Here is a 26,380-nt window from a genome sequence, read left to right as displayed (position 1 = left end):
GGGCGTCCATCGCCGCCCCGTCAACGAATGAGAAAGCATCATACCGATCACGTGGACCAAAAAAATGGGAAATAAGTGAAATCATCATTCGATTTCATGCAATGGTCAGCGCTTGCGATGCGCCCGCATCCAAGCAGCTTATACAATCAGATCGTTCTAATTCAATCCCATGCCAGGCCGGGGTTGCCCCTCGGAAACGCCTACCCCGGACACGCCGACGCCCCGGCAGGCGGGGCGTCGTCGAGGCAATGGCTTCCGGCCCGCGCGGTCAGCGCACCAGGGCATCGAGCCCGCGGGACAGGTCCGCCTGGATATCGGCGAGGTCCTCGAGCCCGACGGCCACGCGAATCAGCCCCTCGCGGATGCCGGCAGCGGCCTTCTGGTCATCGGAGAGACGACCGTGGGTGGTGGTTCCGGGATGGGTGATGGTGCTCTTCACGTCGCCAAGGTTGCCGGTGATCGACAGCAGCCGGGTGGCATCGATCACCGACCAGGCGCCCTCGCGGCCGCCCTTGACCTCGACCCCGAGCACGGCGCCGAAGTCACGCTGCTGCCGCGCCGCCAGGGCATGCTGGGGATGGCTGGCCAGGCCACTGTAGTGGACCCGCTCCACCGCCGGGTGGGCCTCGAGCCATTCGGCCAGCTGGCGGGCATTGGCGCAGTGGGCCTGCATGCGCAGGCCGAGGGTCTCCAGGCCCTTGGTGAAGATCCAGGCGTTGAACGGGCTCAGGCAGGGCCCGCAGGTGCGCACCACGCCGTACATCTCCTCGAGCAGCGTGTCGGGCCCCACCACGGCGCCGCCCACGGCACGTCCCTGGCCATCCAGGTACTTGGTCGCGGAATGGATCACCAGGTCCGCCCCCAGCGCCAGCGGCTGCTGCAGGGCCGGGGTCAAGAAGCAGTTGTCGATGGCCAGCCAGGCCTCATGGCGACGGGCGATCTCGGCCAGCGCCGCGATATCGACGACCTCGGAGAGCGGGTTCGACGGGGTCTCGGCGAACATCAGCCTGGTCGCCGGCGTCACCGCCGCCTCCCAGGCCTCGAGGTTCGAGAGTTCCACATAGCGGGTGGTGATGCCCAGCTTGCTCAGATATTTGTCGAACAGGCTCACCGTGGTACCGAACAGCGACCGCGAGGCGACGATCTCGTCGCCGGCGGAAAGCAGCGCCAGGGCGGTGGCCAGGATCGCCGACATTCCGGAGCTGGTCGCCACGCAACGCTCGCCTCCTTCCAGGGCGGCCAGCCGCTGCTCGAAGGTGCGCACCGTGGGATTGGTGAACCGCGAGTAGATGTTGCCCGGTTCCTTGCCGCCGAACTTGCGCGCCGCCTCGGCGGCGCTCTCGTAGACGAAACTCGAGGTCGGGAAGATCGGCTCGCCATGCTCCTGCTCGCCGGTCCGCCGGTGTCCGGCACGAATCGCCCGGGTGTCGAGGCCCCAGGCGTCCGCCGGATTGGATTCGTCGTGCATGAGACCTCCCTCAGTCGATGTCGTCTTCCTGGTTGTGCATGCCCACCAGGGCATGGTCACCGGCACTCTGCTCCTTGGCCGCGTCGTTGCGGGACGCCTCGAGATCGGCCAGGTAGCTGTCGTCGATGTCGCCGGTGATGTAGCGGCCATCGAACACCGAGCAATCGAAGGCGTCCAGGGCCGGATTGACCTCGCGACAGGCATCCTTGAGGTCATCCAGGTCCTGGTAGACCATGCGGTCGGCGCCGATCAGCTCGCCCACCTCGGCCTCGCTGCGGCCATGGGCGATCAGCTCGCTGGCCGCCGGCATGTCGATGCCGTAGACATTCGGATAGCGCACGGGCGGCGCCGCCGAGGCAAAGTAGACGTTGTTGGCGCCGGCCTCCCGGGCCATCTGGATGATCTGCCGGCAGGTCGTACCGCGCACGATGGAGTCGTCCACCAGCAGCACGTTCTTGCCCTTGAACTCGATGTCGATGGCGTTGAGCTTCTGGCGCACCGACTTCTTGCGCTGGGTCTGGCCGGGCATGATGAAGGTCCGCCCGATGTAGCGGTTCTTCATGAAGCCCTCGCGGAAGGTCACGCCGAGGTGCTGGGCGAGTTCGAGGGCCGAGGTACGGGAGGTGTCGGGGATCGGGATGACCACGTCGATATCGTGGTCCGGCCATTCGGCCTGGATGCGATCGCCGAGCTTGCGGCCCATCTGCATGCGCGTGCCGTAGACATAGGCGCCGTCGAGGATCGAGTCCGGGCGCGCCAGGTAGACGTGCTCGAAGATGCAGGGGGCGAGCCGCGGGGCGTCGGCACAGGACTGGGTATGCAGCTGGCCGTGCATGTCGACGAACAGCGCTTCGCCGGGGGCCAGATCGCGGTGCAGCTCGAAGCCGCCGACGTCGAGGGCCACCGATTCGGAGGCGATCATCACCTCCTGGCCGTTGCCCTCGTCGCGGGTGCCGAAGACCACCGGACGAATGCCGTTGGGATCCCGGAAGGCCACCATGCCGACGCCGTTGATGATCGCCACCGCGGCATAGCCGCCACGGCAGCGGCGATGCACGCGGCGCACGGCATCGAAGATGTCGCCCGGCTCCAGGTGCAGGCCCTGCTTGCCCAGCTCATGGGCGAAGACGTTGAGCAGCACCTCGGAGTCGGAGCTGGTGTTGATGTGGCGCAGGTCGGAGGAGAACAGCTCCTGCTTGAGCTGCTCGGAATTGGTCAGGTTGCCGTTGTGGGCCAGGCTGATGCCGTACGGCGAGTTGACGTAGAACGGCTGGGACTCCGCCTCGCTGGACGAGCCCGCCGTGGGGTAGCGCACATGGCCGATGCCCAGGTTGCCCTTGAGACGCGCCATGTGGCGGGTATGGAAGACATCACGCACCAGGCCGTTGCTCTTGCGCAGCAGGAAGCGCCCCTCGTTCCAGGTCATCATGCCGGCGGCATCCTGGCCTCGATGCTGAAGCACCGTCAGGGCATCATAGATGCCCTGGTTCACCGCCTGCTTGGCCATCAGGCCCACGATACCGCACATTACACCTTACCTCGCTCGCCTAGGGTGGGACGGCATCGACAGGCCGCCCCGTGTTTCATCAATGTCAGGGGGAGGCGACCTCGGCCGCGTCCGCTCGCGAGGCGGAGCGCGGCAGGTCGTCAAGGGACGGCGCCGACTCGGGCAGACGGTCCTCCCAGACCGCCAGTCGGCTTACCGCCCAGTCTCTCATCTGTTCGAAGCTCGGGCGCAACGTGGCCTGCTGCCAGGCCTGGAGCTGCACCAGCGGTGTCAGGCTGATCACGATGGTGACCAGCACCAGGATCGCCGCGCCCTTGGCCGCCCCGAAGGCGGCCCCGGTGACCCGGTTGAGGAGCCCCATGCCGACCCACTCGATGGCGGCATGCATCAGCCGGATGATCACGCCACAGGCCAGGATGACGGCGAAGATCACCAGCACGAAGGCCAGCACCAGGCGGCCGTCGGGGCTGTCGATGACGCCGGACAGCAGCTCGGCCACCGGCTCGGCCAGCCAGCGCGCCGCCAGCAGGGCGACGATCCATGACGCCAGGCCGAGCGCCTCGCGCACCAGGCCACGCAGGAAGCCGGCCAGGGTGGTCACCGTCAGCAGGCCGATGAACAGCCAGTCCAGCCAGGTCAGCGTCATGGCGCCTTCACCAGCAGGCCTTGCAGGTTCAGGCGGGCCTTGAGCTGGCCCATCACGTCCTCGGCCACCTCGGAGCTGCCATAGGGCCCCACATAGACGCTGGTCAGGTCATCGCCCCGGGGCCGCCGGTAGGCCGGGAACCCCTGCTCGGCCAACCGCGTCTCGAGGCGCTCGGCATTGCCCGGCTCGCCGAAGCTGCCCACCTGGACGGCCCACTCGCCGCCGGGGGCGGGGGAAGCCGGCTCGCTGCCGGCCTCCTCGCCAGCGGCATCCTCTCGGCTGGCCTGCTCGCCGCCGGCCAGCCGCTGGTTGGCGGCCCGGGCCAGCTCGGCGATGGGGTCGGCCGTGGCCGCCTCCTCGGCCGCTTGCTCCGCGGCCTCGGTGACGGATGCGGGCTCGGGTGCGGGCTGGGGTTCAGGGGCCGTCGACGTCGCGTCATCCTGCGGAGGGGCCGGGGCCCGCTCACGGGACGCCGTGGCCTCGTCCGTCGCCGAGGCTTCGTCGGTCGCCGGGGTCTCCCTCAGACTCTCGGGCGGCTGCGGATCCGCCACGTCGCGACGCTGGACCTCCACCGGCTGCTCGATGGTCAACACCGGCTCGGGGCGATCCTCCCGGGGGGCCGGGTCGTCGAACAACAGCGGGACGAAGATCACCGCCAGGGCGATCAGGATCAGCGCACCGCTGACCCGCTCACGCATACCGTATTTCATGTCGCTCCCTCGCTGGGCCTGTCATCCGTTGCAGTCTGCGCCCGGGACGCCCAGGCCGCCAGCACGGCGCCCACGGTGAAGAAGGACCCGCAGACCAGCACCCGATCCTGCGGCTCGAGGCGCGCCTCCAGCCAGTCCGCGCCCTGCCCCGGCGACGCGGCGCGATGCCATACCGTCTGGCCCAGGGCCTCGAGATGGCCGGCCAGGGCATCGGCGCTGCGCGCCCGGTCGCCGTCCAGGCTGACCGCCACCCAGGCGTCGACCACCGGCGCCAGGGTGCGGATCACGCCATCGGCGTCCTTGTCGCCCAGCATGCCGAGCAGGGCGATGGTACGCCCCCGGCAGGGACGCTCGGCCAGGCGACCGGCCAGGTAGCCGGCAGCATGAGGGTTGTGACCGACGTCCAGGCACCACTGGCCCCGCCACTGCATGCGACCGGGCAGCGTCACCGAGGCCAGGCCACGGCGACAGGCGGCCTCGTCCAGTTCGACGCCGGCCAGCGCCAGCGCCTGCAGCGCGCTGGCGGCATTGTCCAGGGGCAGGCCCGGGTCGGGCAGCTGTTCCAGTCGACGTTCTCGCCCCTCGGCGTCCCGCCCTTGCCAGGTCCAGCCGGCATCGACGGCCAGGCGCCGGAAGCCCTCGCCCAGGGCATGCACCGGCGCGCCCAGCGTTGCCGCGGTGGCGCGCACGCTTTGCGGCAGCGCCGTGCTGCCGAGGACCGCCGGGCGCGCAGGACGCATGATGCCGGCCTTCTCCCGGCCGATGCCCTCGAGATCGTCGCCGAGAAAGGCCGCATGGTCCCGGGCGATGGTGGTGACCACGGCCACGTCGGCATCGAGGATATTGACCGCGTCCAGGCGCCCGCCCAGGCCGACCTCGAGGATCGCCAGGTCCGGGGTCCGTGCCGCGATGGCATGCAGCGCGCCCAGGGTCCCCGCTTCGAAATAGGTCAGGCTGACCGGGTCGCCGTCGTGGCGGGCGGCCTCGACCGCCTCGAAGCCGGCCACCAGGGCCTCGTCATCCGCCTCCTGGCCGTCCAGGCGGACGCGCTCGTTGTAGCGCAGCAGGTGAGGCGAGGTGTAGGTCGCGGTGGTCCCGCCATGGGCCCGGGCCAGCGCCTCGAGCATGGCCACGGTGGACCCCTTGCCGTTGGTGCCGGCCACGGTGATCACGCGCCCGGCGACGGGCGCGTCCAGCAGGCCCATACGGCGTGCGACCTCGGCCACCCGTTCGAGGCCGAGGTCGATGTCCACCGGATGCGCCGCTTCCAGCCGTGCCAGCCAGGCCTCGAGCGGGGAAAGAGAAGCGTCGTGCATGGGCTCCTGGCTCAACGGCCGGCGTCGGGGCGCGGCTCGTCGCCCGTCGGCTCTACCGTCTCCACCGGCTCGGCGGCGTCCGCCGCGGCCGGCGCCTCCTCGCCCTGGGCCTCCGCCTGCTCCGCCGCATCCACCAGGTCGGGCTCGGCCGCCGGCGCTGGCTCGGCCAGGCCGGTGGCCGGCTGGTGGGTCAGCTTGCGCAGCACCCCGCCGAGACGGGCACGGATCTCCCGGCGATGCACGATCATGTCCACGGTGCCGTGCTCGAGCAGGAACTCACTGCGCTGGAAGCCCTCGGGCAGCTGTTCGCGGACCGTCTGCTCGATGACCCGGGGCCCGGCGAAGCCGATCAGGGCGTTGGGCTCGGCGACGTTGAGGTCGCCGAGCAGCGCCAGCGACGCCGAGACCCCACCGAACACCGGATCGGTAAGCACCGAGATATAGGGCACGCCGGCCTGCTTGAGCTTCTCCAGGGCCGCGGAGGTCTTGGCCATCTGCATCAGCGAGAACAGCGCCTCCTGCATCCGCGCCCCGCCGGAGGCGGAGAAACAGATCAGCGGGATGCCCTCGTCGTGGGCCAGGGTGGCGGCGCGCACGAACTTCTCGCCCACCACGGCGCCCATGGACCCGCCCATGAAGGTGAATTCGAAGGCCACGGCCACCACCGGCAGTCCCTCCAGGGTGCCGCGCATGGCGACCAGGGCATCCTTCTCGCCGGTGGCCTTCTGGGCCGCCGCCAGGCGGTCCTTGTACTTCTTGGAGTCCCGGAACTTGAGGCGATCGCTGGGTTCGAGGTCGGCGGCGACTTCCTCGCGACCGCTCTTGTCCAGGAACCAGTCCAGCCGCTTGCGGGCGGTGAGGCGCAGGTGGTGATCGCACTTGGGACAGACGTTGTGGTGCTTCTCCAGCTCGGGGAGATAGAGCACCGCCTCGCACTTGGGACACTTGCGCCACAGGCCGTCGGGCACGCTCGCGCGGCGGTCCTTGCGCTGAATGCGGCCCACCGAGGGCACGATCTTGTCTAGCCAGCTCATGTCAGAAACGCTTCCATCTATGCTGTCGCCCCCGGCGAGCCGGGGGCGGAATCGAATCGGTCGGGCGGGGCCCGTCACGCATCCAGTGCCTGACGCATCTCGCCCAGTACCGCCTCCAGGGCGGCGGGAATCGCCTCGGGCGCATCGGCGTTCTCGGCGATTCGGCTGACCAGTGCACTGCCCACGATCACGCCGTCGGCGACCCGGCCCATCTCGGCGGCCGAGGCACCGTCGCGGATGCCGAAGCCCACGCACAGCGGCAGGTCGGTCAGCTCGCGCAGCGGCGCCAGGTGCTCGGCGACATCATCGGCATTGGGGGCGGCGCCACCGGTCACCCCCTTGAGGGACACGTAGTAGAGATACCCCTCGCCGTGGGCACATATTGTAGCGGCCCGGGCGCGGGAAGTGGTAGGGGCCACCAGGAAGATCGAGGCCAGGCCGCGCGCCTTGAGGGTCGGGCCGAGGATATCGGCCTCCTCCGGCGGCATGTCGACGATCAGCACGCCGTCGACACCCGCCTCGCTGGCCTGGTCGGCGAAGGTCTCGAGGCCGATGCGCTCCACCGGGTTGAGGTAGCCCATCAGCACGATCGGCGTCTCGGCATCGTCCCGGCGGAACTCGCGGACCATCTCGAAGAGGTGCGAGAGCCGCACCTGGTGCTTGAGGGCACGCTCGCAGGCCTTCTGGATCACCGGGCCATCGGCCATGGGGTCCGAGAACGGCACCCCCAGCTCGATGACGTCGGCCCCGGCGCGGACCAGGGCGTGCATGAAGCCCACGGTATGCTGCGGGGCCGGGTCGCCGGCGGTGATGTAGGGAATCAGCGCGCGGCGTCCCTGGTCCTTGAGCGCGGCGAAGCGTTGGTCGATACGGTTCATCAGGGTCCCCTAGATGTCGATGCCGTCGAGCTTGGCGACGGTCAGGATATCCTTGTCGCCACGTCCGGAGAGATTGACCACGATATGCTGGTCGGGGCGCATGGTCGGCGCCAGCACCTTGGCGTAAGCCAGGGCATGGGCCGACTCCAGCGCCGGCATGATGCCCTCCACATGGGTCAGCTCCCGGAATGCCTCGAGCACGGCGTCGTCATCGGCGGCCACGTAGTTGACCCGCCCGACGTCCTTCCACAGGGCATGCTCCGGCCCCACCCCGGGGTAGTCGAGACCCGCCGAGATGGAGTGGGTGTCGGAGACCTGGCCGCCCTCGTCGGACATCAGGTAGGTGCGGTTGCCATGCAGCACCCCCCGGGGGGCGTTGGAGGCCAGTGGCGCGGCATGGCGCCCGGTGGCGACCCCGTCGCCGCCGGCCTCGACGCCGTACATGGCCACCTCGTCGTCCTCGACGAAGGGGTAGAAGAGCCCCATGGCGTTGGAGCCGCCGCCGACACAGGCGATCAGGGCGTCGGGCAGCCGGCCGAACTCCTCGACCGACTGGCGGCGTGCCTCGCGTCCGACCACGGCATTGAAGTCGCGCACCAGCATCGGATAGGGATGCGGTCCGGCCACGGTGCCGATGATGTAGAAGGTATCGTCGACGTTGGTCACCCAGTCGCGCAGCGCCTCGTTCATGGCGTCCTTGAGGGTCCGCGTCCCCGACTCCACCGGGATGACGTTGGCGCCGAGCAGACGCATGCGGTAGACGTTGAGCTTCTGGCGCTCGACGTCCTCGGCGCCCATGTAGACCTCGCACTGGAGGCCCAGCCGGGCGGCCACGGTGGCGGTGGCCACGCCGTGCTGGCCCGCACCGGTCTCGGCGATCACCCGCGGCTTGCCGCTCTTCTTGGCCAGCAGGGCCTGGCCGATGGTGTTGTTCACCTTGTGGGCGCCGGTGTGATTGAGGTCCTCGCGCTTCAGCCAGACCTGGGCACCACCGAGCTGCTTCGACCATCGCTCGGCATGATAGAGCGGTGACGGGCGGCCCACGTAATGGGCCAGGTCATAGTCGAATTCCGCCTGGAAGTCCGGATCATCGCGAAGACTCAGGTAGGTCTTCTCCAGATCCTCCAGGGCGAAGCTCAGGGTCTCCGAGACGAACCGGCCGCCATAGGGGCCGAAATGGCCACGGGCATCCGGCAGTCGGGTCAGGTCACTGAACTTGCTCACGAAAGACACCTCACAGGGTCGCCAGAAGGGGGTGTTTGGGAGTTGGAAGACGCGATGGTGCGGGCTCAGCCGTCGGCACGGCGCACCGCCTGCAGGAAGGCCGCCATCAAGGCGGCATCCTTGCGCCCGGGCGCGGCCTCGATGCCGCCGGAGACATCCACCGCGTAGGGCCGGACCACCGCGATGGCCTCGGCCACGTTGGCCGGTGTCAGGCCTCCGGCGAGGATAACAGGTTTTGCCAGGCTTGCGGGGATTCGCGACCAGTCGAAGGTCTCGCCGGTGCCCCCCGGCAGCCCCGGACGATAGGCGTCCAGCAGCAGCGCGCGGGCCTGGTGGTAGTCGTCGGCCGCGGCCGGCAGGTCGAGGCCGTCGCGCATGCGCAGCGCCTTGATCCAGGGACGTCCGGCGGCGGCGCAGGCGACCGGCGATTCCTCACCATGGAACTGCAGCAGATCGAGATGCTCGGCGGCCCTCGTCACCAGCTCCGGCTCAGGGTCGACGAAGAGCCCGACCCGGGTCACGAAGGCCGGCACCCGCGCCGCCAGCACCGCCAGGCGCGCGAGATCCACGGCCCGCTTGCTGCCGGACCAGAGCACGAAGCCCAGGGCATCGGCGCCGGCGGCCACGGCGGCGTCCACGTCCTCGGGTCGGGTCATGCCGCAGAACTTGATCCGGGTGCGCCCCGGGACACGCCCGTGCTCAGTCATCGCCGCCCTCCCCCGCCATGGCCGCCTCGGCCACCGGCCGGCCGCGGCGGACCGCGACCATCGGGCAATCCGGCAGTGGCCGCTCGCCGGTCCACTCGCCCAGGAAGGCCAGCAGGTTGGGGCCCAGCGGCTCGGCGGGCAGACCCCAGGCCTCGTCGTAGAGGGAATCGACGAAGTGCAGGCCGCAGGCCGGGGCGGTGACATCGCCCAGAGTGCGATCCTTGAGTGCCAGCAGTCGCGCCAGGTAGTCGGCGCCCTGCTCGCCGCGGCCCACCGAGACCAGGGCACCGACGATGTTGCGGATCATGTGATGCAGGAAGGCGTTGCCCTGGACATCGACCACCACCAGGGGGCCATGCCGATGCACCTCGATGAAGTGCAGGTGACGCCAGGGGGTCTTCGACTGGCAGCCCGCCGCGCGGAAGCTGGAGAAATCGTGCTCGCCGACCAGCAGCTGGGCCGCCTCATGCATGGCCCGGGCATCCAGGGGATCCCGGCACCAGGTGACATTGGCCCTCTCCAGCACCGGCCGGCTGGGCTGGTTGAGGATCACGTAGCGGTAGCGCCGGGCCAGGGCCTTGAAGCGGGCATGGAAGTCGTCGGGAACCGGCTTGACCCAGCGCACCGCGACGTCGCGCGGCAGGTTGGCGTTGACCCCGAAGACCCACGCCTTCTGGGAGCGCGACGCCGGCGGGTCGAAGTGGACGACCTGGCGGGTGGCGTGGACACCGGAGTCGGTACGCCCGCTGGCGTGGACCTTGACCCGGTCACCGGCCACCCGGGACAGGGCGGTCTCGAGGGAGGCCTGCACCGAGGCGGCATGCTTGAGACGCTGCCAACCGCAGTAGGCAGTGCCGTCGTATTCCACCGCCATGGCCAGGCGGCCGGTCAGTGGGTGATGTTCATCGAGCCGTTGGAAAAGGGTCATGCGCACTTCATGGCTGGTGGCGGTCGAGCAATTCGCGGGCCTCCTCCCTCGCTCCGGCGTCCTGGGACTCCTCGAGCAAGCGTTCCAGCAGGAGTCGGGCCTCGCTCACCTCGCCGAGATCGATCAGCTGCCGGGCCTCCCCCAGGGTCGCCGTGGAGGGCGCCGCGCCGGACGAGGCCCCATTATCCCCGCCCAGGGGCGGAAACGCCACCTCCTCCACTTCCCAGCAGGAAGGATCGCGGGCCTGGGCGACCGCATCGTCGCTATCCACCTCCCGGCGGGAAGGATCGCGGGCCTGGGCGACCGCATCGTCGCTCCCCACCTCCCGGCGGGAAGGATCGCGGGCCTGGGCGACCGCATCGTCGCTCCCCACCTCCCGGCGGGATGGATCGCGGGCCTGGGCGACCGCATCGTCGCTCTCCACCTCCCGGCGGGAAGGATCGCGGGATGGGAGGTCATCGTCTGCACCCGGCGCTTCCCCGCCTGCGGGGGGAAAGTCCACGCTCGGCTGCATGGGCGTCTCCTGCCGCGCGGGCGTCTCCTCATCGAGCGAGGGCGGGCGATAATCGATGATCTCGCGCCCCTCCTCGCTGATACGGCTTGTCACCTGGGGCATCGGCGGCTCCTCGCCCCCTGGCACCGGGGGGGGCTCGCTCGATGGCTCGGCCGACGGACCGCCGGACATCTCTTCAGGCGCTGCCGGGCCGGGCAGGTCTAGCTTTTCGACCTCGGCGCCGCTGTCGACCTCGGGCGGGCGGTAGCGGGCCAGGTCATCGGGCTCGCCGTCATCCATCGGGCGCGATGCCCGCGCGGCGCCGCGATCGGCCTCATTGTCGCTCGCCGGCGGCGCCGACTGCTCATCCTCCTCCTCCCCACTTTCCTCCTTACCCTCGGGGACATCGGGGTCACTGAAGACCCGGGGCGGCAGCTCGCTCGGCTGCGGGAAGACGGCCCGTTCGCCGGCGGAGCTGGCGGCGGGGGCGGCATGGCGGGCCATCAGGTGCTCCACCTCGGCCCGGGTCGCCGTATCCGCCGACGCCTGGAGGCGTTGCGCCTCCTGCTGGGCCGCCGATCGGTCCCCCTGCTCCAGCTGCACCTTGAGCAGCTTCAGGCGCAGGTCGTCACGCTCCGGCTCTCGTGCCAGTCCCGCTTCCAGCAGCTCGCGGGCTCGATCGTAGCGGCCATAGGCGATGAAGATATCGGCCTCGTTGATGGCCTCGGCCTGGGGCATGGAGGCCCGCACCGGGTCGACGGGGGGGCGTTCCTGTGCCTGATCCGGACCCGCAGCCACCGAGGGGCGCTCCGCCGGGGCGTCACCGGACGGCTCGGCCACCTGCATCTCGTCGAAGGGAAAGACCGGCTCCTCTTCCCGGCGCCGACGTCGGCGCACCAGGGCCCACAGCGCCAGCAAGGCAGCCAGCCCGGCCCCACCCAGCAGCAGGGGCCTGTCGGTCGTGTCCTGGTAGAGCGCGCCCCACCAGGGCGCGGGGGCCTCGGCGGGCGGGCTGCCGGGCGACACCACGCCACCGGCCCCGGCGCCATCGACGCCGCTGCCGCCGGCCGTCAGCGCCTCGACGCGCCGGCGCAGGGCGGTAAGCTCGCCGCGCAGGTCACCGACCTCCGCCTCCAGGGCGTCGCGCTCGGCCTGAACCGCGGACAGTGCCTCTCGGTTCTCCTGCCAGCGCCGCTCGAGACGCAACAGGCGCTGATCCTCGCTCAACTCGCCGGGCCCGGCGATGGCCGCCAGCACCGCGGGATCCAGCCGCACCCGTGGGGACGCCTGCTGGCCATTGCCCTGCCCCCCGTCGCTGGCGGGCGCGGTGTCGCCCCCCCCGCCGTCACCGAGGCCCGCGTCCGCGGCCTCCGCCACGGTGAGCAGCGTCAGCCGGGGGCCACTAGCGGCGGCCTCGGCACGCCGAGTGGCGAGATCCGCCGGCTCGTCGCCGGCCGTGGGGGCCTCCGCGGCCGGCGACGAGGCGCCGGCCACGGCCGTCGGCTCTGGCTCCGCCGAGAGCGGTACCCGGGCAGGCACCCCGCCGCCACGATTGGCCCAGGCCTGGTTCATGGCCTGAACGAGGTCGGTCGCCGCCTCGGCCGAGCGGGCGGCGATGGCCTCGCGAGGCGGCACCACGAGGGTGAACCCGGCGCGCATCTGGTTGATATTGCCGCTGGGAAATACCTGCGGATTGGCCTCGACCAGGGCCAGCATCATCTGGTTCATGCTGATGCCGCTGTCTGGACGCAGGCGACCGGCCACCGCCCAGAGCGTGTCACCGCTACGTATCCGGGCGCCATCGGGTGGCGAGGAAGGCATCGCGGGAGCGACGGCCCGGCGGCTCGCGGGCGCTGACGTCGGCGCGGCCCGAGTGACCGGGCCGGGACGCGACGAGCCGATCAGCACCGGCATCGCCGCGTAGTTGGGCGGGTCGAGCAACAGGGTCACTTCGTGGAGCTGCCGCCCGCCCGGCCAGTCGAAGCGTAACAGCAGGTCCAGCCAGGGCTCGCGCACGGCACGTTCGGTGGCGAGGTCGAGCACCAGCTGCCCCTGGCGACGGCTGACCTCGAGCTGGACACTGGCCGCGAGCGGCGTGCGCGTCAGGCCGGCGGCCTGAAAGGCCGCCGGATCGGCGACCGAGGCATTGAGCAGGTCGTCCTGCAGGCCCGTCGTATCGGTCAGCGGAATGCTCGCGCGCAGCGGTGCATCGAGCGTCGAGCGCACCTCGACATCGCCCAGCCCCAACCCCAGTGCCAGCGGGCTGGCGGCGGAGAGCGAGAGCAGCATGGTGAGTGTCAGCTTGCGATTCATGAGTCACCTTGCATCCTGTCAGCGACCATCTCTCCGGCAACGCGCCGACGACAATCGATGAGATGGCATGATCACGGTGTAACACATTCCACTCGTTGGCGTGCTACGCATGACGCAGGGCACGCCTCATACTTTCAACGTACTTCATTCATGTGCGGGATGCCTGCCTCTCCGCTCACGCAAGTTTCGGCGCAGGCACGTCCATGCCGGGCCCCGGCAGGCCGACGTCGACGGGGTGCAATATGGATCGGTGACTGGCGACCGGCCAGGCGGCCAGGCGGCCAGGCGGCCAGGCGGCCAGGCAATACGCTCCCGCGTGAAGCCTCGGAGGGAACAGCGCAGGCGTCGCAACGCAATGTTCAGCGCCACGCGACAAGCCTTGTCGGCAAAGTCGGCGAGCGATGGCCAGGGCTTGGCCCGCTCCGGGCAGGCCAACGCCTTCCCCACCTCCCTGTGGGTCTCAAGGCAAACATCGGCGACACATCGACGAGGACTGCCGATGTGGGCAGCTACGCTGCTCGCAGAGCGTGCGACATGGAGGTCGCGAGTCTAAAGGCGGACTGGGCTCGCACGCGAGGTTACGCGGTGCAAATGAGTCCCTTGCGCTGCTGTTTATCGCCGGATAGGCGAGCGCAGATAATCGTCAGACGAGACGTGGCGTCCTGATTCGAAGCCTCGTTGAAGAGTGGGCGAACATGAACATATTGGGCCGCCAGGCAAGGCGCCACGACGCGTCATGGCCGCGCCATGGCGAGGCAAGCAACGCCGCCTGTCGGCCCAAGGGGGTCCAGAATCCTGCAGTCAACCGGTAATACAGGACACCAGATCGGCAGCGGTACTCGCCAGGCACGCCGGCGATGCACGTCATCCACCGGGAAACCGGCATGGTCGAAGCCACTGCAGTCATGAGGGATTGGGGGCCGGCACAACGGATGAACCGGGTATCAGGGTCGTGACGGGCTCGATGGACGGGACTGACGCCTTTCCATCACCGGCAGAGCGGGCAGCCCCCTGGCAACGATGGCCCCCGCGAGCAGACGGTTGGGGCCATCGCTTATCCGGATGCCCCCGATTCGCTATCCTGCCTGCCCCAGGGGCCCTGCCCGTTTCACGCTGAACGGCGTAGCACCATTGTTTCGAGCCACGCTTGGGCCCTGCGCCGAGACTCGCCGACGGGAGTCGGCGAGAGTCGTGACTTGCCACTGCTCAACGCGCGTTGCACTCCGGCACGCCGCTATCGAAGCTGTCCTGGAAAAAGTCCTCCGGGACGAAGCGGGCTTCGGTGATGATCAGGTTCTTGTCGGCATTCCACACCATGTGGCGTTCCCAGACCAGTTCGCCCTCCGGCGTGACCTCGAGCACACGCCCACCCTCCGCTTCGGTGAGGAGAATATTGCCATTCGGCAAGGTTTGATGCTTCCCGCGACGCCAACTATAGAACGGCACCTCTTCCGAGCCCGCGAACAGCGTCTCGACGTCGGCTCCGTCGCCAGGGCGGATCCGGCGAATCTTGCTGGCCCCGGTGCCTGTGCCATTGTCATAGACAGTGATCGTTCCATCGGGCTCAAAATCAGGGTCGTGCTGCTTGAACCAGGGGCCATGTTGCCACCATTTCATGCGCCCGCTCTCGGGGTCGACGACGGCGACGAGATTGAGTTCCCTGAGACTGATGAGGACGTCACCGGCCTCGAACATCGGGAAGGCACTGGCCATATCGCTATGCAGGGGCTCGGCATCGTTGATGTGGAACGGGTCCAGCAGATAGCTGATCTCGTCGCTGGCGTCCTCGGGGCTGCGCGTCCGGATATTGAACATTGCCTGTTGCGCCCCGTCATCGACGGTGATCATGTCCTCTTCGACATCCAGCGTATGCAAAAGCTCGCCGGAATCTTCGTCGATCCAGGCCAGACCGTTCTTCAGAAGGGCGACAAGGCGTCCCTCATCGTCACGCGAAATGGAATGATGAAAGATGTCATTCCGTGTCCAGATCGGATTGCCACAGGAATCGATGCGCGCGATGACCTTACCCGAATCGAATGTCAATGCGAGGGAACCGTCCTCGAAGACCTCCATCCCATGCAGCATGACATTCTGGGGTTTACGCTCGCTATCGAGCTTCTCGTAATGGACTGGCCATCGGTGCACTTCCTTCCCGGCGCTGTCATACAGGCGGACCACATGAAACGACTCATCCTGCTTCTCGTTCAGCCCCGCAACGAGGACATAGCCGTCATTGGACATACGCGGCCCGCCTGAACTGCCACGCTCCGGCCCCGTATTGGCACCGCCCGGATCGACCAAGTGCCGGGTGGGCTCCAGTGCGAGGTCATTCTTCCAGTTGGATGCGACATCGATCAGCGTCTGCTGCGCCAGCTTGATCTGCGGAGCCGGAAACCAGCCTCGCATGGATGAAAAGGTGCCATAGACCATGGCGATGATCGTGAGCGATACCACGAACATGATGAGACCAATACGATCCAAAAACGATGATTTCACTGAGTAGACTTCCTTGTTGTCCGCGGGATCGGGTTATAGCGCCCGCTCAAGCAGCGCAGCATGAAGGTCATTGGCGCGTCGCACGAGATCCGCCGAGGCACCTGGCAACTGTGGCGGAGAGGCTGGCGCACGAAACATGCTGGACGCCGCAAGAAAACGTTCCCGATCATTGATACCGAGCGCTTCAGCGAGTCGTGGAAGCTGAATGTCGGGACGGCTACTGAGCGCAAGGTGGTCGATAAAAATCGCCTCCTTCGAGGCCGTTTGCAGAACATGTTCATAGGCGGCGATCCAGTAGCGAAGCCAGTAATCGACATGCTCTGCCCCCTCCGCACTCTCCGGAGCACCAGGAAAGGCGATAGGCCTGAGTGCGGCACCAAACTCGAAATGCCCGATTCCCGCCATATATTGCTGCGCGAATCGATCACGGGCGTGGAGATCGCTGAAACGGGCATGTTGCCGCTGCAGTGAGGCGATCTGCGAGGCTGGATCGCGAATGGGGATCAGTATCTGCGCCTCAGGAAAGGCTGTAGACAGCAGCGGCAACCGCGCAATACTGGCATTGTTCTTCGACACATAGCGATGTGCTTCAGGCGTGCTCGCCACGAGTTTCTGCATATGGCGGGTGAAGAACGCTTCGAACTCGGCATCCCGGTCCGTAGCCTCCCAGAGCCTGATACACCCTTTTTCATAGCGCTCGCGCCAAAAGGCCATCCAGATCATTTCCTCGAAGGCCTCGGGACTGTCGAAGTCAACGGCGATGCCATCCCCATGAGCACGTTCGGCTTTCTCGCCAGCCTTGCGGAACATGCTCGAGAACCGTCCCCAGAGCAGCGGAGACATGGTGAAGGGCATGTTGCGATAGGTGGTGGAGGCAAATTCTTCCTGCCTGGCCAGCAGTTCCAGCAGGATGGTCGTCCCGGCACGAGGCAGCGAGGTGATGAAGAGTGGCCGTCCGGTTTGGGTCGCGGCAATCCTGTTCCGCCATACCCGGTCCTCGATCGACGACAGCGTGAGCTGCAGTCCCGGCGAGGAGAAGGCGTAATTGTGCAGCGCCTTGTCGAGTGCCGAATAGGGCACCTCCTCCCGAGGCATGTCCCCGTCTGTTGCAGTATCGTCTTCAGTACCGGATCGCCCACCCAGTTTACCGAGAATGATCCATAACGCGACAGCGCCAACGGACGACCACAGGATGAACGACCAACTCGTGGCAGTCGCCATCGCCTGATCGAGACTGAACAGTCCGAACAGGTCGCCACCCGCCACGATGAGCATCGCGCTCAAGCACGCCGCCAGGCTGATGGCGACCAGGATCACGAAGCTCTTCACTAGCGAGAGCGACGCGCGCTGGACGCGTTGCTCCTTGGCATCGTCGCTCAGATCAGGATCTGTGATCACTCCGATCGCGTCTTGTGCGGTCCTGACGGCATGGGAAGCATGGCGCTGAACTTGCAACCCGCGTAATACCGCGATAAAGGCGATGAGGCCCACAACCAGGGCTACCACAGCCATCAGTGGGTATTGCCCGAGTCGTCGATGCCATCACGTGAGTCGGTCGTGACTCGCGCATCACCCGTACGCGCCGCGCGCTTCTTCCGCATCACGCGCTTCAGGGGATACCAGACGAAACCGACCACGGCAAGCAGGATCGCCGCAATGACCGCGACCATCGTGCCAATCGCGGTGAGGCCGGCTCCTGGTCCCACATAGGCAAGCGCCGGAACGGTGTAGGCACTGGCAGCGACGAACAACAGACAAGCAAGGCGGGAAGCCCGTGTGAACATGGTTTCTCTCCCTTGAAATGGACTAGGTCACCCTGCGAATAGCTAGTAGCTAGCGATTTATTTTATGGTCAAGCTGGTCAGTGGACACTGGCATGGATGGCGTGTTCCCGACGCCCTTGGTAAAAATGTTACTGAATCGTAACGGAATTTTCGGCAACACCGGTCCATGATCCACTGCCCGGCCGAGATTTCGCCCAACGAAAACGCGGGACGCCCCGTGAGGAGGCGTCCCGCGTCTGGTGAAGCAGGCCCGAGGCCGTATTATTGCTCGCGCAGGATCCTGAGCATGCGCTTCAGCGGCTCGGCGGCCCCCCACAGCAGCTGGTCGCCGACGCTGAAGGCGGACAGGTATTCGCCGCCCATGGCCAGCTTGCGCAGGCGGCCCACCGGCACGGTCAGGGTGCCGGTCGCGGCGGCCGGGGTCAGGCCGTCGATGGTGGCATCCTTGTCGTTGGGAATCAGCTTGACCCAGTCGTTGTGGGTCGCGATGCGCTCCTCGATCTCGTCGAGCGGCACATCATGCTTGAGCTTGATGGTGAACGCCTGGCTGTGGGAGCGCATGGCGCCGATGCGCACGCACAGGCCATCGATGGGCACCGGGTTGTCCTGCAGGCCGAGAATCTTGTTGGTCTCGACGTTGCCCTTCCACTCCTCCTTGCTCTGGCCGTTGTCGAGCTTGGAGTCGATCCAGGGCAACAGGCTGCCGGCCAGCGGCGCGCCGAAGTTGTCGATCGGGAAGTCGCCGCCGCGCATGGCCGCGGTGACCTTGCGATCGATGTCGAGGATGGCGCTGGACGGGTCGGCCAGTTCACCGGCCACGCTGTCCCGCAGCGCGCCCATCTGGCCCAGCAGCTCGCGCATGTGCTTGGCACCGGAGCCCGAGGCGGCCTGATAGGTCATGGAGGTCATCCACTCGATCATGTCCGCCTCGAAGAGCCCGCCCAGGCCCATCAGCATCAGGCTGACCGTGCAATTGCCACCGCAGAAGGTCTTGGTGCCGCGCGCCAGCTGGGCGTCGATGACCTTGCGGTTGACCGGGTCCAGCACGATGGTGGACTCGTCGGCCATGCGCAGGGTGCTGGCGGCGTCGATCCAGTAGCCTTTCCAGCCACCGCCGCGCAGGTCCTCGTAGACCTTCTTGGTATAGTCACCGCCCTGGCAGGTGATCACCACGTCCAGGGCCTTGAGGGCCTCGATATCGAAGGCATCCTTCAGCGGAGGCACGTCCACGCCGACGTCGGGACCGGCCTGGCCGACCTGGGAGGTGGTGAAGAAGACCGGCTCGATGCCATTGAAATCCCCGTCCTCCACCATCCGCTGCATGAGCACGGAGCCCACCATGCCACGCCATCCAACGAAACCGACTTTCAACATGTGAAGTCCTCCAGAATTCGAATGAGGGCCACATTATACATGAGCCGGCTCCATCTGGCAGGGAGCCAGGCAGGAAGGGCCTTCCATGGAGGGATCTGCGCGTGCAGAGCGTGGCGATGCACGCATGCAAAGTAACAAGAACTGACTATAATGTTTCATATTGTAAGCAATACCAACCTCCCCACCCTGCCATGCAGGCATGAGCTCCGTTACCTTTGAGGCCAGAGCACTCGTTTCGCTGGCACGAGGCAATACTGGAGGAGAGTTCAATACATGCGCCAAGACAGTACCTTCGCTGCCGCCTCGTTCGTTACAGAGACGGCCGAGAATAGGAACCATTCGCCTCCATCCTCCTTTCCGTACCATTACGCCACCTACGGCCTCATGATGAGTTCGCAATTCGAGCTCCCGGAACTTCCGTCAGTCTCTTGCCCTGCCTCGATGGATGTCTCCATCGTTGCGGCCTCCCTTTCGGAAACACTGGAGATCCCCCACGTCAAGGAGCACTGGCTTCAGTATGCGGAAAATTGCTGCCAGTTTAGCCTAGAGGGCGTTGCCCGCTACAGAATCGAACAGGGATGCCGTATCCAGGTAGATCGATATGGACAGGAGGAGCAGGCAGGACAAGGTCAGGCCACGGAGTTTCGCCCCTACCTGCTGGGCACCGCTCTGGGCGCCCTGCTGCACCAGCGACGCTGGTTGCCTCTACACCTGAGTGCCCTAAATACCCCCTCGGGTGTCTGGGGGTTTACTGGCCGTTCGGGGGCGGGAAAGTCGACACTGGCGGCCTGGCTGCACTATCACAAGGGCTGGTCACTGATCAGCGATGACGTTGGCGTCGTCAAACCCGGGGAAACATTGCCCTACCTGTATCCCGGCCCTCCTCGTCTCAAACTCTGCAGCGACGCTCTGACTCATCTGGGGCTCGATGGACCGGATCTGGTCAGGGACATGACACGGGCTGACAAGTACCAGATCATTAAGCATCGCGGCTTCCGAAGAACGGCCCGTCCCTTACGTCACCTGGTGGTGCTGGAGCGGACCACGGAGGACAGTCACGTCGGGCTGTCCCCCCTGCAGGGCCTGGAAGCGTTCCAGGCCGTCATGGCCGCGATCTATCGACCCGAATGCGCCCGAATCTTCACTGGCCCAGGACGCTTGCTCGATTTCGCAGCCGACCTGGCGCGGAGCATCAAGGTATATCGCTATCGTCGCCCCTGGTCACTGCAGAACATGGAGCAGGGACTGGCCCCCCTGATTGAGCGGATCCAGCATGAAGCGACACATGACGCCTGATCATGCCCCGATGCAGATGGAGACGAACCTTCGACTATTAATCCTGCTCGCCAGGCTAAAGCTCACGGCCTCTCAACGCCTGCAGGCCTTGGCACTATGTGAAGATATAAAAGACTGGGAAGAAGTAACACGCCAAGCAGAAAAATTGTCTGTACTGCCCTTGGCGTATCACCATCTACTCGCTCTCTCTCCCCCGACGGTAACACAAGACGACCTGCATGACATGCGATGCCAATGCCTGCATGCCATTCAGCAGAACCTGCGGATTTCGGGAGAACAACAACGTCTTGTAAGCGACCTTCTTGATCCGCTGGATATTCCACACCTATTTTTCAAGGGACCTTCTCTAGCTGCTCAGTACTACGAAAATCCCGCCTTACGCCCTTGCCGGGATATCGACCTCCTGGTATCACGCGAGGACAGCATAAAACTGTTGCAGGCTGCACTACGCAATGGATACCAGGCCAAGTCCCCACACAACCTGGAACCTTGCAGGAGAAGTTTAGGACTCGTCGTACGCACTCTACCGGTTGTCAGTATCATCTCTCCCATGGGCGTGACAGTTGAGGTTCATACACAACTCGACAAAGGTGCAAGAACCTATTGCACCAAATCATTGATAACCAATCGAGTTTCTCAATCAACCTACCCACGTAGTTACTGGGTTATGCCGACAAGCGAACTCTTCGTCTACATCTGCTTCCACCACACACGTCACTTGTGGTCTCGCTTGCACTGGCTCGCCGACCTGGATGCAGTTCAAAGACACCCAGATTTCAATCTAGACGAGGTATATACTTGCGCAAGAAGGCGAGGGCTAAAATCCACAGTGGATGCCAGCCTCTTCCTTTACCTTACGCTTTCCCGGGGTTCTGATGAGGAAGAATCTCAACACGCTCACGAGCAAACTAAAACTATTCTTGATGCATGCTTATCGACAGTTCTTGGAGGCAAGGAAGCTGAGTTGGCATGGAGAAAAACGAGACCCACTCCAGACTTTGCTTTCAGCTGGCAACTGAGTAAATCAAAGCTATTGGCGCTACGGATGCGCCAATGCATACAGCGATTAATCCCTACCCATGCAGATTATGAGGCCTGGCCTCTTCCCGCTCACTGGCAATGGCTTTATTACCTTACCCGACCACTGAGGCTTATGACAAAACTGATACAATCTTCAATGACCACTAAATAAAGGTCTCGAATCTATCTTCCATGGACAGATTAATCGCCCCGCTGCGAACGTTAAATCGTATTTTCCCTCTGCTCTGGGAAAGCAGCAAAAGATGGACACTAATAAGCACTTTCTTGATGATTCTTGAAGTGGCCTTGGGCTTGGCTGTCCTGTATCTCCTCAAGCAACTGGCCGATGTCGTCACCGAACTGGTTGGTCAAGACACTGCCGATGCGCAAGCCGTCCCAGTGTTATGGTACGTTGGCCTGACGGGAATAACCTCTCTCGCTTTCCTTGCGACTCGCGCCATGTCCAATCTGGCGAAAGAGGCCAATGCCCTGCTGGTGGCCGAGCATATCGATCAGAAAATTCATTCGCGCGCGATTAGTGCCGATCTCGCGTTCTACGAAAGTCCTCACTACTTCGATACGCTGGAGAGGGCAAGGGAAGCCGGCAACCAGCGACCTGCCCAAGTCATTGGCAACCTGATGCTGCTGATCAGGAGTGGGCTGATGCTGATGGGCGTCATGCTATTGATCATCTCGATTCATTGGCTGCTGCTGCCGCTAATGATGCTCGCGATCATCCCGGCGCTACTAGCTCGACTTTATTTCACACGTCACCTGTACGATTGGCAGCGACGACGTACACAAATGGAGCGACATGCCAGCTACCTCGACTGGCTGATGACATCGGATCTGCACGCCAAGGAGCTACGCCTCTATCAGATGGGCGACTATTTGAAGGACTATTATGCCAAGCTTCGCGGACACATTCGACGGGGGCTCATGAAAATCAACAAGCGACGCACCTATGCCGACATCGCCGCTGGTAGCCTCGCTACAACTGCTTTTTTTGTCGTCCTTTTATACCTTGCATGGCGAACTTCGCAAGGCCAGACCAGCGCCGGTGACCTGGTTCTCTTCATGCTCATTTTCCAGCGCGCCCAGTCCCTTGGTCAAGAAGTGATACAACGGCTCTCCCGCCTGTACGAAGACCACCTCTACATGGGGCTGCTCTTCAGGTTCCTGGACATGAAACCTGCCATGATTGATGATCACTCCCCCAGGCAATTGCCAGACAAATTAACGGAAGGCATTCGCTTCGAAAGCGTAAGCTTTCGCTACCCTCATGCCAAGGCACCTGCTCTTCGAGATATCAACCTAAGCATCAGACCAGGCCAGATAGTGGCATTGGTGGGCGCCAATGGCTCCGGCAAGACATCTCTCATCAAACTCCTATGTCGCCTGTATGATCCATGCGAGGGGAAAATAACAATAGAGGGGATGGACATTCGGGATTTTGATCTGGAAAGATACCGCCGGCAATTTAGCGTGGTCTTTCAGGACTACTCTCACTATGCCGCGACAGTTCGCGAGAACATCCACTTCGGCGACATCAAGCATCCCATCGATATACCATCAATCAAGCTGGCTGCACTAAAGGCAGGTGCTCACTCATTTATCGAAGAACTTCCAGCGCAATATGACACACCCTTGACACGCATGTTTGACAACGGGCAGGAGATCAGCATCGGCCAGTGGCAGAAAGTCGCCTTGGCACGCGCCTTCTTGCGTGAATCAAAACTGATAATTCTTGACGAGCCGACAAGCTCTATCGATCCTGGCGCGGAGTTTGAACTTTTCGAGAACTTCCGTGAGCGAATCGATCACCGCGCCGCCCTTGTCATCAGCCACCGGCTTTCAACCGTCAGGATGGCTGACTATATTTACGTCATGGATAAGGGGCAAATTCTCGAGAAAGGCACGCATGAGGATCTTGTCAGGCTGGGAGGCATCTATTATGAGCTATTCTTGAAACAGGCCTACCATTATCGCTAACGACACTCCCCATATGGAAAGAGCCTCTGCAAGGATCATCCCCGAACCATAATCAACCCCTCCTTGTGAAGATGTTCCATAAAACGAAAAACCTCACGCTCACATGTCTCTAGATCAACAGAGAATTCTTCGAGCAGCTTCTCACATATTGAAGAGACGCTCATTTCCTCTTCAATAAGAGCCCAAATATGACTCCCTACGGCCTGAGTGCCATAGTACCTACCACGATCGGCATTGAATAAGACTGTATCGTCATCAATGCACGAGAAGAGCAGTGAGGGATTACGCCTCACCAAAGTTGATTTATCCATAGCACATCTTCATCGAAGGGCGGATCCCGACCCTATGGTCACAATGCTAATGCTATAGGGCCCCGGAACTAACTTCTATAGAATCAAGACCCTGGAACATTGGAACGACCAGACATGTTCTCGGCGGGAACATTCATGCTTCCTGAGAGAGTCTGCTCGATGCTCATGGACGTCAGCTCGGGGCTGATCCACTCGCGTTTCTTGTTCTTGCGATCACGCATCTCAGCATCTGGGGCCTGTTTCATTATGACGCCCTCCAAAAGTGGGTCTCATGAGGTAATAGCACGCCACCCACATCCTGCAAGCCCAACCTGTGGCGCCTCTGTAAAATATCGTTACAAAACCATCAAAAGTCAAGAAACATGCAATCAAACTAAAGTGATAGCAAGAAAAAATGACAAAAGTAAACATCAACTCTTTAGAAAATAATGCTTCCACAGGTGCCACACTTGAACGGCAGAACACAGGGGAAGAAAACGCAGCATCTGCTGATTCGATGACATCTCGGGTGGGGCTTCGAGGATCCTGGTGTGAAAGGCAGGCATGTCCAACCATCGACACTCACCCTGAAACGCTCCCTTAGCCGCCTCCTCTGCGAGTAGTGTCCAGCACTCCGCTCGGACCTTCATGCGCTTACGTTCATTGACAGTGTCGTTCTTGCTGACCTCTCGCGGGAGCAAGCCGGCCAGAGCCCTACGATACAGGCTACGGGCCTGGCCACGGTACCACAGCAGGTCGGGGGGGAGTCCCAAAGTAAAGCGCAGCAAGCGAAGGTCAGTGAGAGGGTAGCGGTAGACGATGCCATGCCGGGCCGACCAATGCGCCCAGGTCGACATGCGGGACGCCAGGTGCCCATTCATCAGCAACAAGGCCTGCATGGCGACTGGATCGGGATACTCTCTCCATGCCGGCGATCGATAGCTAGAAAAGCTGGCAAATCGCTCAACGAAGTCCGGCCGATACAGGAACTGTAGCTGATCAGGCCTCAGATAGGGACTGTAACGGGCATAAACACAATCGGGAAGCAGCGTCAGCAGACACTCACGCCAAAGGAAACCGGCCAACTTCCTGGGGCGATGATACCCACCAACGGCCTTGTGCGCGATCGAGAGTAGACGCACCAGCCTGCCACGCTTCAATAGATAACCGGGATAACCGCGTACTCCAAAAGTGGCCGACTCATCTCCCCCCCAGCCCGAGAGCATGACTCGGGTACCCCGCTGCGCGGCCTGCCGCATGACCCCATGTTCCTCAAACAGGTCGGTAGTACCCTCCAGGGCAATATCACGCCTGAGGTAGTCCAGATAGTCTTGCCCCGTGGTCGTACCATAGAGGCAATGGATACCTTCCCGATGGCAGATCTCATCGATCACCCTACGTTCATCACGATTGTGAGCGATCAATGGATAGTCGCTATTGATGGAGGGCGACCAGCTGTAACTCATGTCCAGCCTCTCCCCCCTTGCCCGCGTCAGTCGACTGGCTAGAATCGTTACCCCGGCAGAGTCCAACCCACCGCTCAGGTGGGAGCCAACCGGATACGATGAGCACAGGCGATCGCTCACCGCCTGCTCCAGTAACTCTCGGAGATGCCCAATATAGTCCTCGCGCCTCGCGTAACGGATGCTTGGGACGTCAGCGGGTTGCCAGTAGGCCCACAGACGGACACCATGCCGGTCCACGCACATGCAGTGGCCGGCGGGAAGGGGATAAACGCCTTGAAAGAAACTGGCTTCGCGGCAGCCAAGCGGCCAGAGCAGATACTCAGCCACTCGGGTTTCGTCGATAACCAGCGATAGATCCGAAAAGGATGCAAGCGCCCGAATATCCGTCGAGAACACGAGACACTCGCCGTAGGCGTGATAGTAGAATGGCCTTGCTCCGATATGGTCCCTGGCACAGAACAGTACCTGTTCGCGGGCATCCCAGAGGGCAAAGGCGAAGTCACCCACGAGTCGCTGGACACATTCCCTTCCCCAGCGACGATATGCGAGCAACAGCAGCCGGCTATCCGGGATCAGCGAGCGCCTATGCGATTCGATGTGAAGCTCGTCACACAACGAGTCTCGATTATCGAGAATGGCATCGGCTACGATAGCGAAGTGGCCATCCCCCAGGGGTTGGCACTCATGCACCGATGACGGCGAGACATCGAGGCGTTGATAACCGAGGCCGACCCCGGCCTCGACCCTCATACTGGCCCCTTCTCGCCCGTAATGATCCAGTGTCGCCAGCGCCGCGCCAAACGCTGCCGGGTCCACCGGCCTTGCGGAAAAATGAATGCGTCCGAGAATCGCACTCACCGGACCGGGTCCTCCGGCAGCCGAAAACTGCGAACGAAGCTGGAGATCGGGGCATATTGATCGCCAATATCACCGAGGACGACGCCCGAGCCCACTCTTACCCAGGCATGCGCCTTTAGGGTAAGTCGTTCATTGACATCCTTCACGTTCTGAGCCCCGAGCACCAGGCTGCTGGAAATGCGTCGACGACTGAGCATCCAGTGAAGCGCCATGGCAAGCATCAGGCAGGTAAACCGCCCACCCAGTCGCTGATTGAGGCCAGTAATCGTCCGCGAGATTTCCCTCGCCAGGGCGTCGCTATCCGCATCAACCCATTCAACCTCCCCCAGACCGGGCATCTGGATACCCAGACAACGTGACCATGACCTGAATGGCAGGAAGCGGACCAACAGCCTTGCCAACACCAGCCAGCAGGCAGCTTCAAGGAGCAGGGCCTTTCGAATCCCGGGTAAATCGAAGAAGTGGCGGAGTGTCTTCACAGCGGCCCATCTACACGAATTCGACCTGATATATCACATCATAGTCGAGACAAGCCCTGCCCCACTGCACTTTCCGGAATCACCGATAGGCCCTCCATCAG

The 26,380-nt window shown here is 64.0% G+C and carries 22 protein-coding genes; 3 read left to right on the top strand and 19 right to left on the bottom strand.

Annotated elements, in window-relative coordinates; translation table 11 throughout:
* Window positions 1–268: 268 nt before the first annotated feature.
* The 15 genes from QWY76_RS02280 to asd form a co-directional block, all read right to left on the bottom strand.
* A complete protein-coding gene (locus QWY76_RS02280; RefSeq protein WP_290309489.1) occupies window positions 269–1,468 on the bottom strand; it encodes an O-succinylhomoserine sulfhydrylase in 1,200 nt (399 codons plus the stop codon).
* 10 nt (window positions 1,469–1,478) lie between these two features.
* The gene (gene purF, locus QWY76_RS02275) at window positions 1,479–2,996 is read right to left on the bottom strand and encodes an amidophosphoribosyltransferase (protein WP_290309488.1); all 1,518 of its coding nucleotides are present in this window, start codon (window positions 2,994–2,996) and stop codon (window positions 1,479–1,481) included.
* A 64-nt stretch (window positions 2,997–3,060) separates the two neighbouring features.
* Window positions 3,061–3,621: a CvpA family protein gene (locus QWY76_RS02270; protein ID WP_290309487.1), complete on the bottom strand. Its 561-nt coding sequence runs from the start codon at window positions 3,619–3,621 to the stop codon at window positions 3,061–3,063.
* Window positions 3,618–4,331 carry an SPOR domain-containing protein gene (locus QWY76_RS02265; protein ID WP_290309486.1) on the bottom strand — a complete coding sequence of 238 codons (714 nt, stop codon included), beginning with the start codon at window positions 4,329–4,331 and terminating at the stop codon, window positions 3,618–3,620. The genes QWY76_RS02270 and QWY76_RS02265 overlap by 4 nt, the downstream gene beginning before the upstream one ends.
* On the bottom strand, window positions 4,328–5,647 hold the full coding sequence (folC, locus tag QWY76_RS02260; RefSeq protein WP_290309485.1) for a bifunctional tetrahydrofolate synthase/dihydrofolate synthase: 1,320 nt from the start codon (window positions 5,645–5,647) through the stop codon (window positions 4,328–4,330). The genes QWY76_RS02265 and folC overlap by 4 nt, the downstream gene beginning before the upstream one ends.
* Window positions 5,648–5,658: 11 nt before the next feature.
* Window positions 5,659–6,681: an acetyl-CoA carboxylase, carboxyltransferase subunit beta gene (accD, locus tag QWY76_RS02255; protein ID WP_290309484.1), complete on the bottom strand. Its 1,023-nt coding sequence runs from the start codon at window positions 6,679–6,681 to the stop codon at window positions 5,659–5,661.
* 74 nt (window positions 6,682–6,755) lie between these two features.
* Window positions 6,756–7,559, bottom strand: a complete 804-nt coding sequence (trpA, locus tag QWY76_RS02250) for a tryptophan synthase subunit alpha (protein ID WP_290309483.1) — start codon at window positions 7,557–7,559, stop codon at window positions 6,756–6,758.
* A 9-nt stretch (window positions 7,560–7,568) separates the two neighbouring features.
* Window positions 7,569–8,783: a tryptophan synthase subunit beta gene (gene trpB, locus QWY76_RS02245; RefSeq protein WP_290309482.1), complete on the bottom strand. Its 1,215-nt coding sequence runs from the start codon at window positions 8,781–8,783 to the stop codon at window positions 7,569–7,571.
* 65 nt (window positions 8,784–8,848) lie between these two features.
* Window positions 8,849–9,490 (bottom strand): phosphoribosylanthranilate isomerase, encoded by a 642-nt coding sequence (locus QWY76_RS02240; protein WP_290309481.1) that lies wholly within the window; start codon window positions 9,488–9,490, stop codon window positions 8,849–8,851.
* Window positions 9,483–10,418, bottom strand: a complete 936-nt coding sequence (gene truA, locus QWY76_RS02235) for a tRNA pseudouridine(38-40) synthase TruA (RefSeq protein ID WP_290309480.1) — start codon at window positions 10,416–10,418, stop codon at window positions 9,483–9,485. Before truA ends, QWY76_RS02240 begins: the two co-directional genes overlap by 8 nt.
* 7 nt (window positions 10,419–10,425) lie before the next feature.
* On the bottom strand, window positions 10,426–13,224 hold the full coding sequence (locus QWY76_RS02230; RefSeq protein WP_290309479.1) for a FimV/HubP family polar landmark protein: 2,799 nt from the start codon (window positions 13,222–13,224) through the stop codon (window positions 10,426–10,428).
* 1,206 nt (window positions 13,225–14,430) lie between these two features.
* The gene (locus QWY76_RS02225; protein ID WP_290309478.1) at window positions 14,431–15,720 is read right to left on the bottom strand and encodes an arylsulfotransferase family protein; all 1,290 of its coding nucleotides are present in this window, start codon (window positions 15,718–15,720) and stop codon (window positions 14,431–14,433) included.
* A gap of 33 nt (window positions 15,721–15,753) precedes the next feature.
* Window positions 15,754–17,232 (bottom strand): sulfotransferase, encoded by a 1,479-nt coding sequence (locus tag QWY76_RS02220; RefSeq protein WP_290309477.1) that lies wholly within the window; start codon window positions 17,230–17,232, stop codon window positions 15,754–15,756.
* A complete protein-coding gene (locus tag QWY76_RS02215) occupies window positions 17,232–17,504 on the bottom strand; it encodes a hypothetical protein (RefSeq protein WP_290309476.1) in 273 nt (90 codons plus the stop codon). Before QWY76_RS02215 ends, QWY76_RS02220 begins: the two co-directional genes overlap by 1 nt.
* Before the next feature lie 261 nt (window positions 17,505–17,765).
* The gene (gene asd, locus QWY76_RS02210; RefSeq protein ID WP_290309475.1) at window positions 17,766–18,878 is read right to left on the bottom strand and encodes an aspartate-semialdehyde dehydrogenase; all 1,113 of its coding nucleotides are present in this window, start codon (window positions 18,876–18,878) and stop codon (window positions 17,766–17,768) included.
* 273 nt (window positions 18,879–19,151) lie between these two features.
* Between asd and QWY76_RS02205 the strand changes: the two genes are divergently transcribed.
* The 3 genes from QWY76_RS02205 (at window position 19,152) to QWY76_RS02195 (ending at window position 23,186) form a co-directional block, all read left to right on the top strand.
* Window positions 19,152–20,174 (top strand): hypothetical protein, encoded by a 1,023-nt coding sequence (locus tag QWY76_RS02205; RefSeq protein ID WP_290309474.1) that lies wholly within the window; start codon window positions 19,152–19,154, stop codon window positions 20,172–20,174.
* On the top strand, window positions 20,152–21,366 hold the full coding sequence (locus QWY76_RS02200) for a nucleotidyltransferase domain-containing protein (RefSeq protein ID WP_290309473.1): 1,215 nt from the start codon (window positions 20,152–20,154) through the stop codon (window positions 21,364–21,366). Before QWY76_RS02205 ends, QWY76_RS02200 begins: the two co-directional genes overlap by 23 nt.
* Before the next feature lie 116 nt (window positions 21,367–21,482).
* The gene (locus QWY76_RS02195) at window positions 21,483–23,186 is read left to right on the top strand and encodes an ABC transporter ATP-binding protein (RefSeq protein WP_290309472.1); all 1,704 of its coding nucleotides are present in this window, start codon (window positions 21,483–21,485) and stop codon (window positions 23,184–23,186) included.
* A gap of 35 nt (window positions 23,187–23,221) precedes the next feature.
* On the opposite strand, the gene QWY76_RS20065 is transcribed toward QWY76_RS02195, so the two are convergent.
* The 4 genes from QWY76_RS20065 to QWY76_RS02180 all read right to left on the bottom strand — a co-directional run bounded on the left by QWY76_RS20065 (window position 23,222) and on the right by QWY76_RS02180 (window position 26,279).
* Window positions 23,222–23,497 (bottom strand): PqqD family peptide modification chaperone, encoded by a 276-nt coding sequence (locus QWY76_RS20065; RefSeq protein ID WP_353960385.1) that lies wholly within the window; start codon window positions 23,495–23,497, stop codon window positions 23,222–23,224.
* Between the two features lie 83 nt (window positions 23,498–23,580).
* The gene (locus tag QWY76_RS02190) at window positions 23,581–23,742 is read right to left on the bottom strand and encodes a hypothetical protein (RefSeq protein WP_290309471.1); all 162 of its coding nucleotides are present in this window, start codon (window positions 23,740–23,742) and stop codon (window positions 23,581–23,583) included.
* A 165-nt stretch (window positions 23,743–23,907) separates the two neighbouring features.
* A complete protein-coding gene (locus QWY76_RS02185; protein WP_290309470.1) occupies window positions 23,908–25,800 on the bottom strand; it encodes an asparagine synthase-related protein in 1,893 nt (630 codons plus the stop codon).
* On the bottom strand, window positions 25,797–26,279 hold the full coding sequence (locus tag QWY76_RS02180) for a lasso peptide biosynthesis B2 protein (RefSeq protein WP_290309469.1): 483 nt from the start codon (window positions 26,277–26,279) through the stop codon (window positions 25,797–25,799). Before QWY76_RS02180 ends, QWY76_RS02185 begins: the two co-directional genes overlap by 4 nt.
* Window positions 26,280–26,380 lie beyond the last annotated feature (101 nt).

It is taken from the genome of Halomonas maura (assembly GCF_030409305.1).
In the GTDB taxonomy this organism is placed as follows: Bacteria; Pseudomonadota; Gammaproteobacteria; order Pseudomonadales; family Halomonadaceae; genus Halomonas; species Halomonas maura.
The sequence above is the reverse complement of the archived record's forward strand: the minus strand, read 5'-3'. Positions and strand labels throughout refer to the sequence as shown.

Coding starts and splice junctions, on each gene's coding strand:
- QWY76_RS02205 (WP_290309474.1), top strand. CDS start 19,152: ATGCGCCAAGACAGTACCTTCGCTGCCGCCTCGTTCGTTACAGAGACG.
- QWY76_RS20065 (WP_353960385.1), bottom strand. CDS start 23,497: ATGGATAAATCAACTTTGGTGAGGCGTAATCCCTCACTGCTCTTCTCG.
- QWY76_RS02230 (WP_290309479.1), bottom strand. CDS start 13,224: ATGAATCGCAAGCTGACACTCACCATGCTGCTCTCGCTCTCCGCCGCC.
- QWY76_RS02280 (WP_290309489.1), bottom strand. CDS start 1,468: ATGCACGACGAATCCAATCCGGCGGACGCCTGGGGCCTCGACACCCGG.
- truA (WP_290309480.1), bottom strand. CDS start 10,418: ATGACCCTTTTCCAACGGCTCGATGAACATCACCCACTGACCGGCCGC.
- QWY76_RS02265 (WP_290309486.1), bottom strand. CDS start 4,331: ATGAAATACGGTATGCGTGAGCGGGTCAGCGGTGCGCTGATCCTGATC.
- QWY76_RS02190 (WP_290309471.1), bottom strand. CDS start 23,742: ATGAAACAGGCCCCAGATGCTGAGATGCGTGATCGCAAGAACAAGAAA.
- QWY76_RS02215 (WP_290309476.1), bottom strand. CDS start 17,504: ATGTTCACACGGGCTTCCCGCCTTGCTTGTCTGTTGTTCGTCGCTGCC.
- trpA (WP_290309483.1), bottom strand. CDS start 7,559: ATGAACCGTATCGACCAACGCTTCGCCGCGCTCAAGGACCAGGGACGC.
- QWY76_RS02220 (WP_290309477.1), bottom strand. CDS start 17,232: ATGGCTGTGGTAGCCCTGGTTGTGGGCCTCATCGCCTTTATCGCGGTA.
- QWY76_RS02200 (WP_290309473.1), top strand. CDS start 20,152: ATGAAGCGACACATGACGCCTGATCATGCCCCGATGCAGATGGAGACG.
- purF (WP_290309488.1), bottom strand. CDS start 2,996: ATGTGCGGTATCGTGGGCCTGATGGCCAAGCAGGCGGTGAACCAGGGC.
- accD (WP_290309484.1), bottom strand. CDS start 6,681: ATGAGCTGGCTAGACAAGATCGTGCCCTCGGTGGGCCGCATTCAGCGC.
- QWY76_RS02195 (WP_290309472.1), top strand. CDS start 21,483: ATGATTCTTGAAGTGGCCTTGGGCTTGGCTGTCCTGTATCTCCTCAAG.
- asd (WP_290309475.1), bottom strand. CDS start 18,878: ATGTTGAAAGTCGGTTTCGTTGGATGGCGTGGCATGGTGGGCTCCGTG.
- QWY76_RS02240 (WP_290309481.1), bottom strand. CDS start 9,490: ATGACTGAGCACGGGCGTGTCCCGGGGCGCACCCGGATCAAGTTCTGC.
- folC (WP_290309485.1), bottom strand. CDS start 5,647: ATGCACGACGCTTCTCTTTCCCCGCTCGAGGCCTGGCTGGCACGGCTG.
- QWY76_RS02270 (WP_290309487.1), bottom strand. CDS start 3,621: ATGACGCTGACCTGGCTGGACTGGCTGTTCATCGGCCTGCTGACGGTG.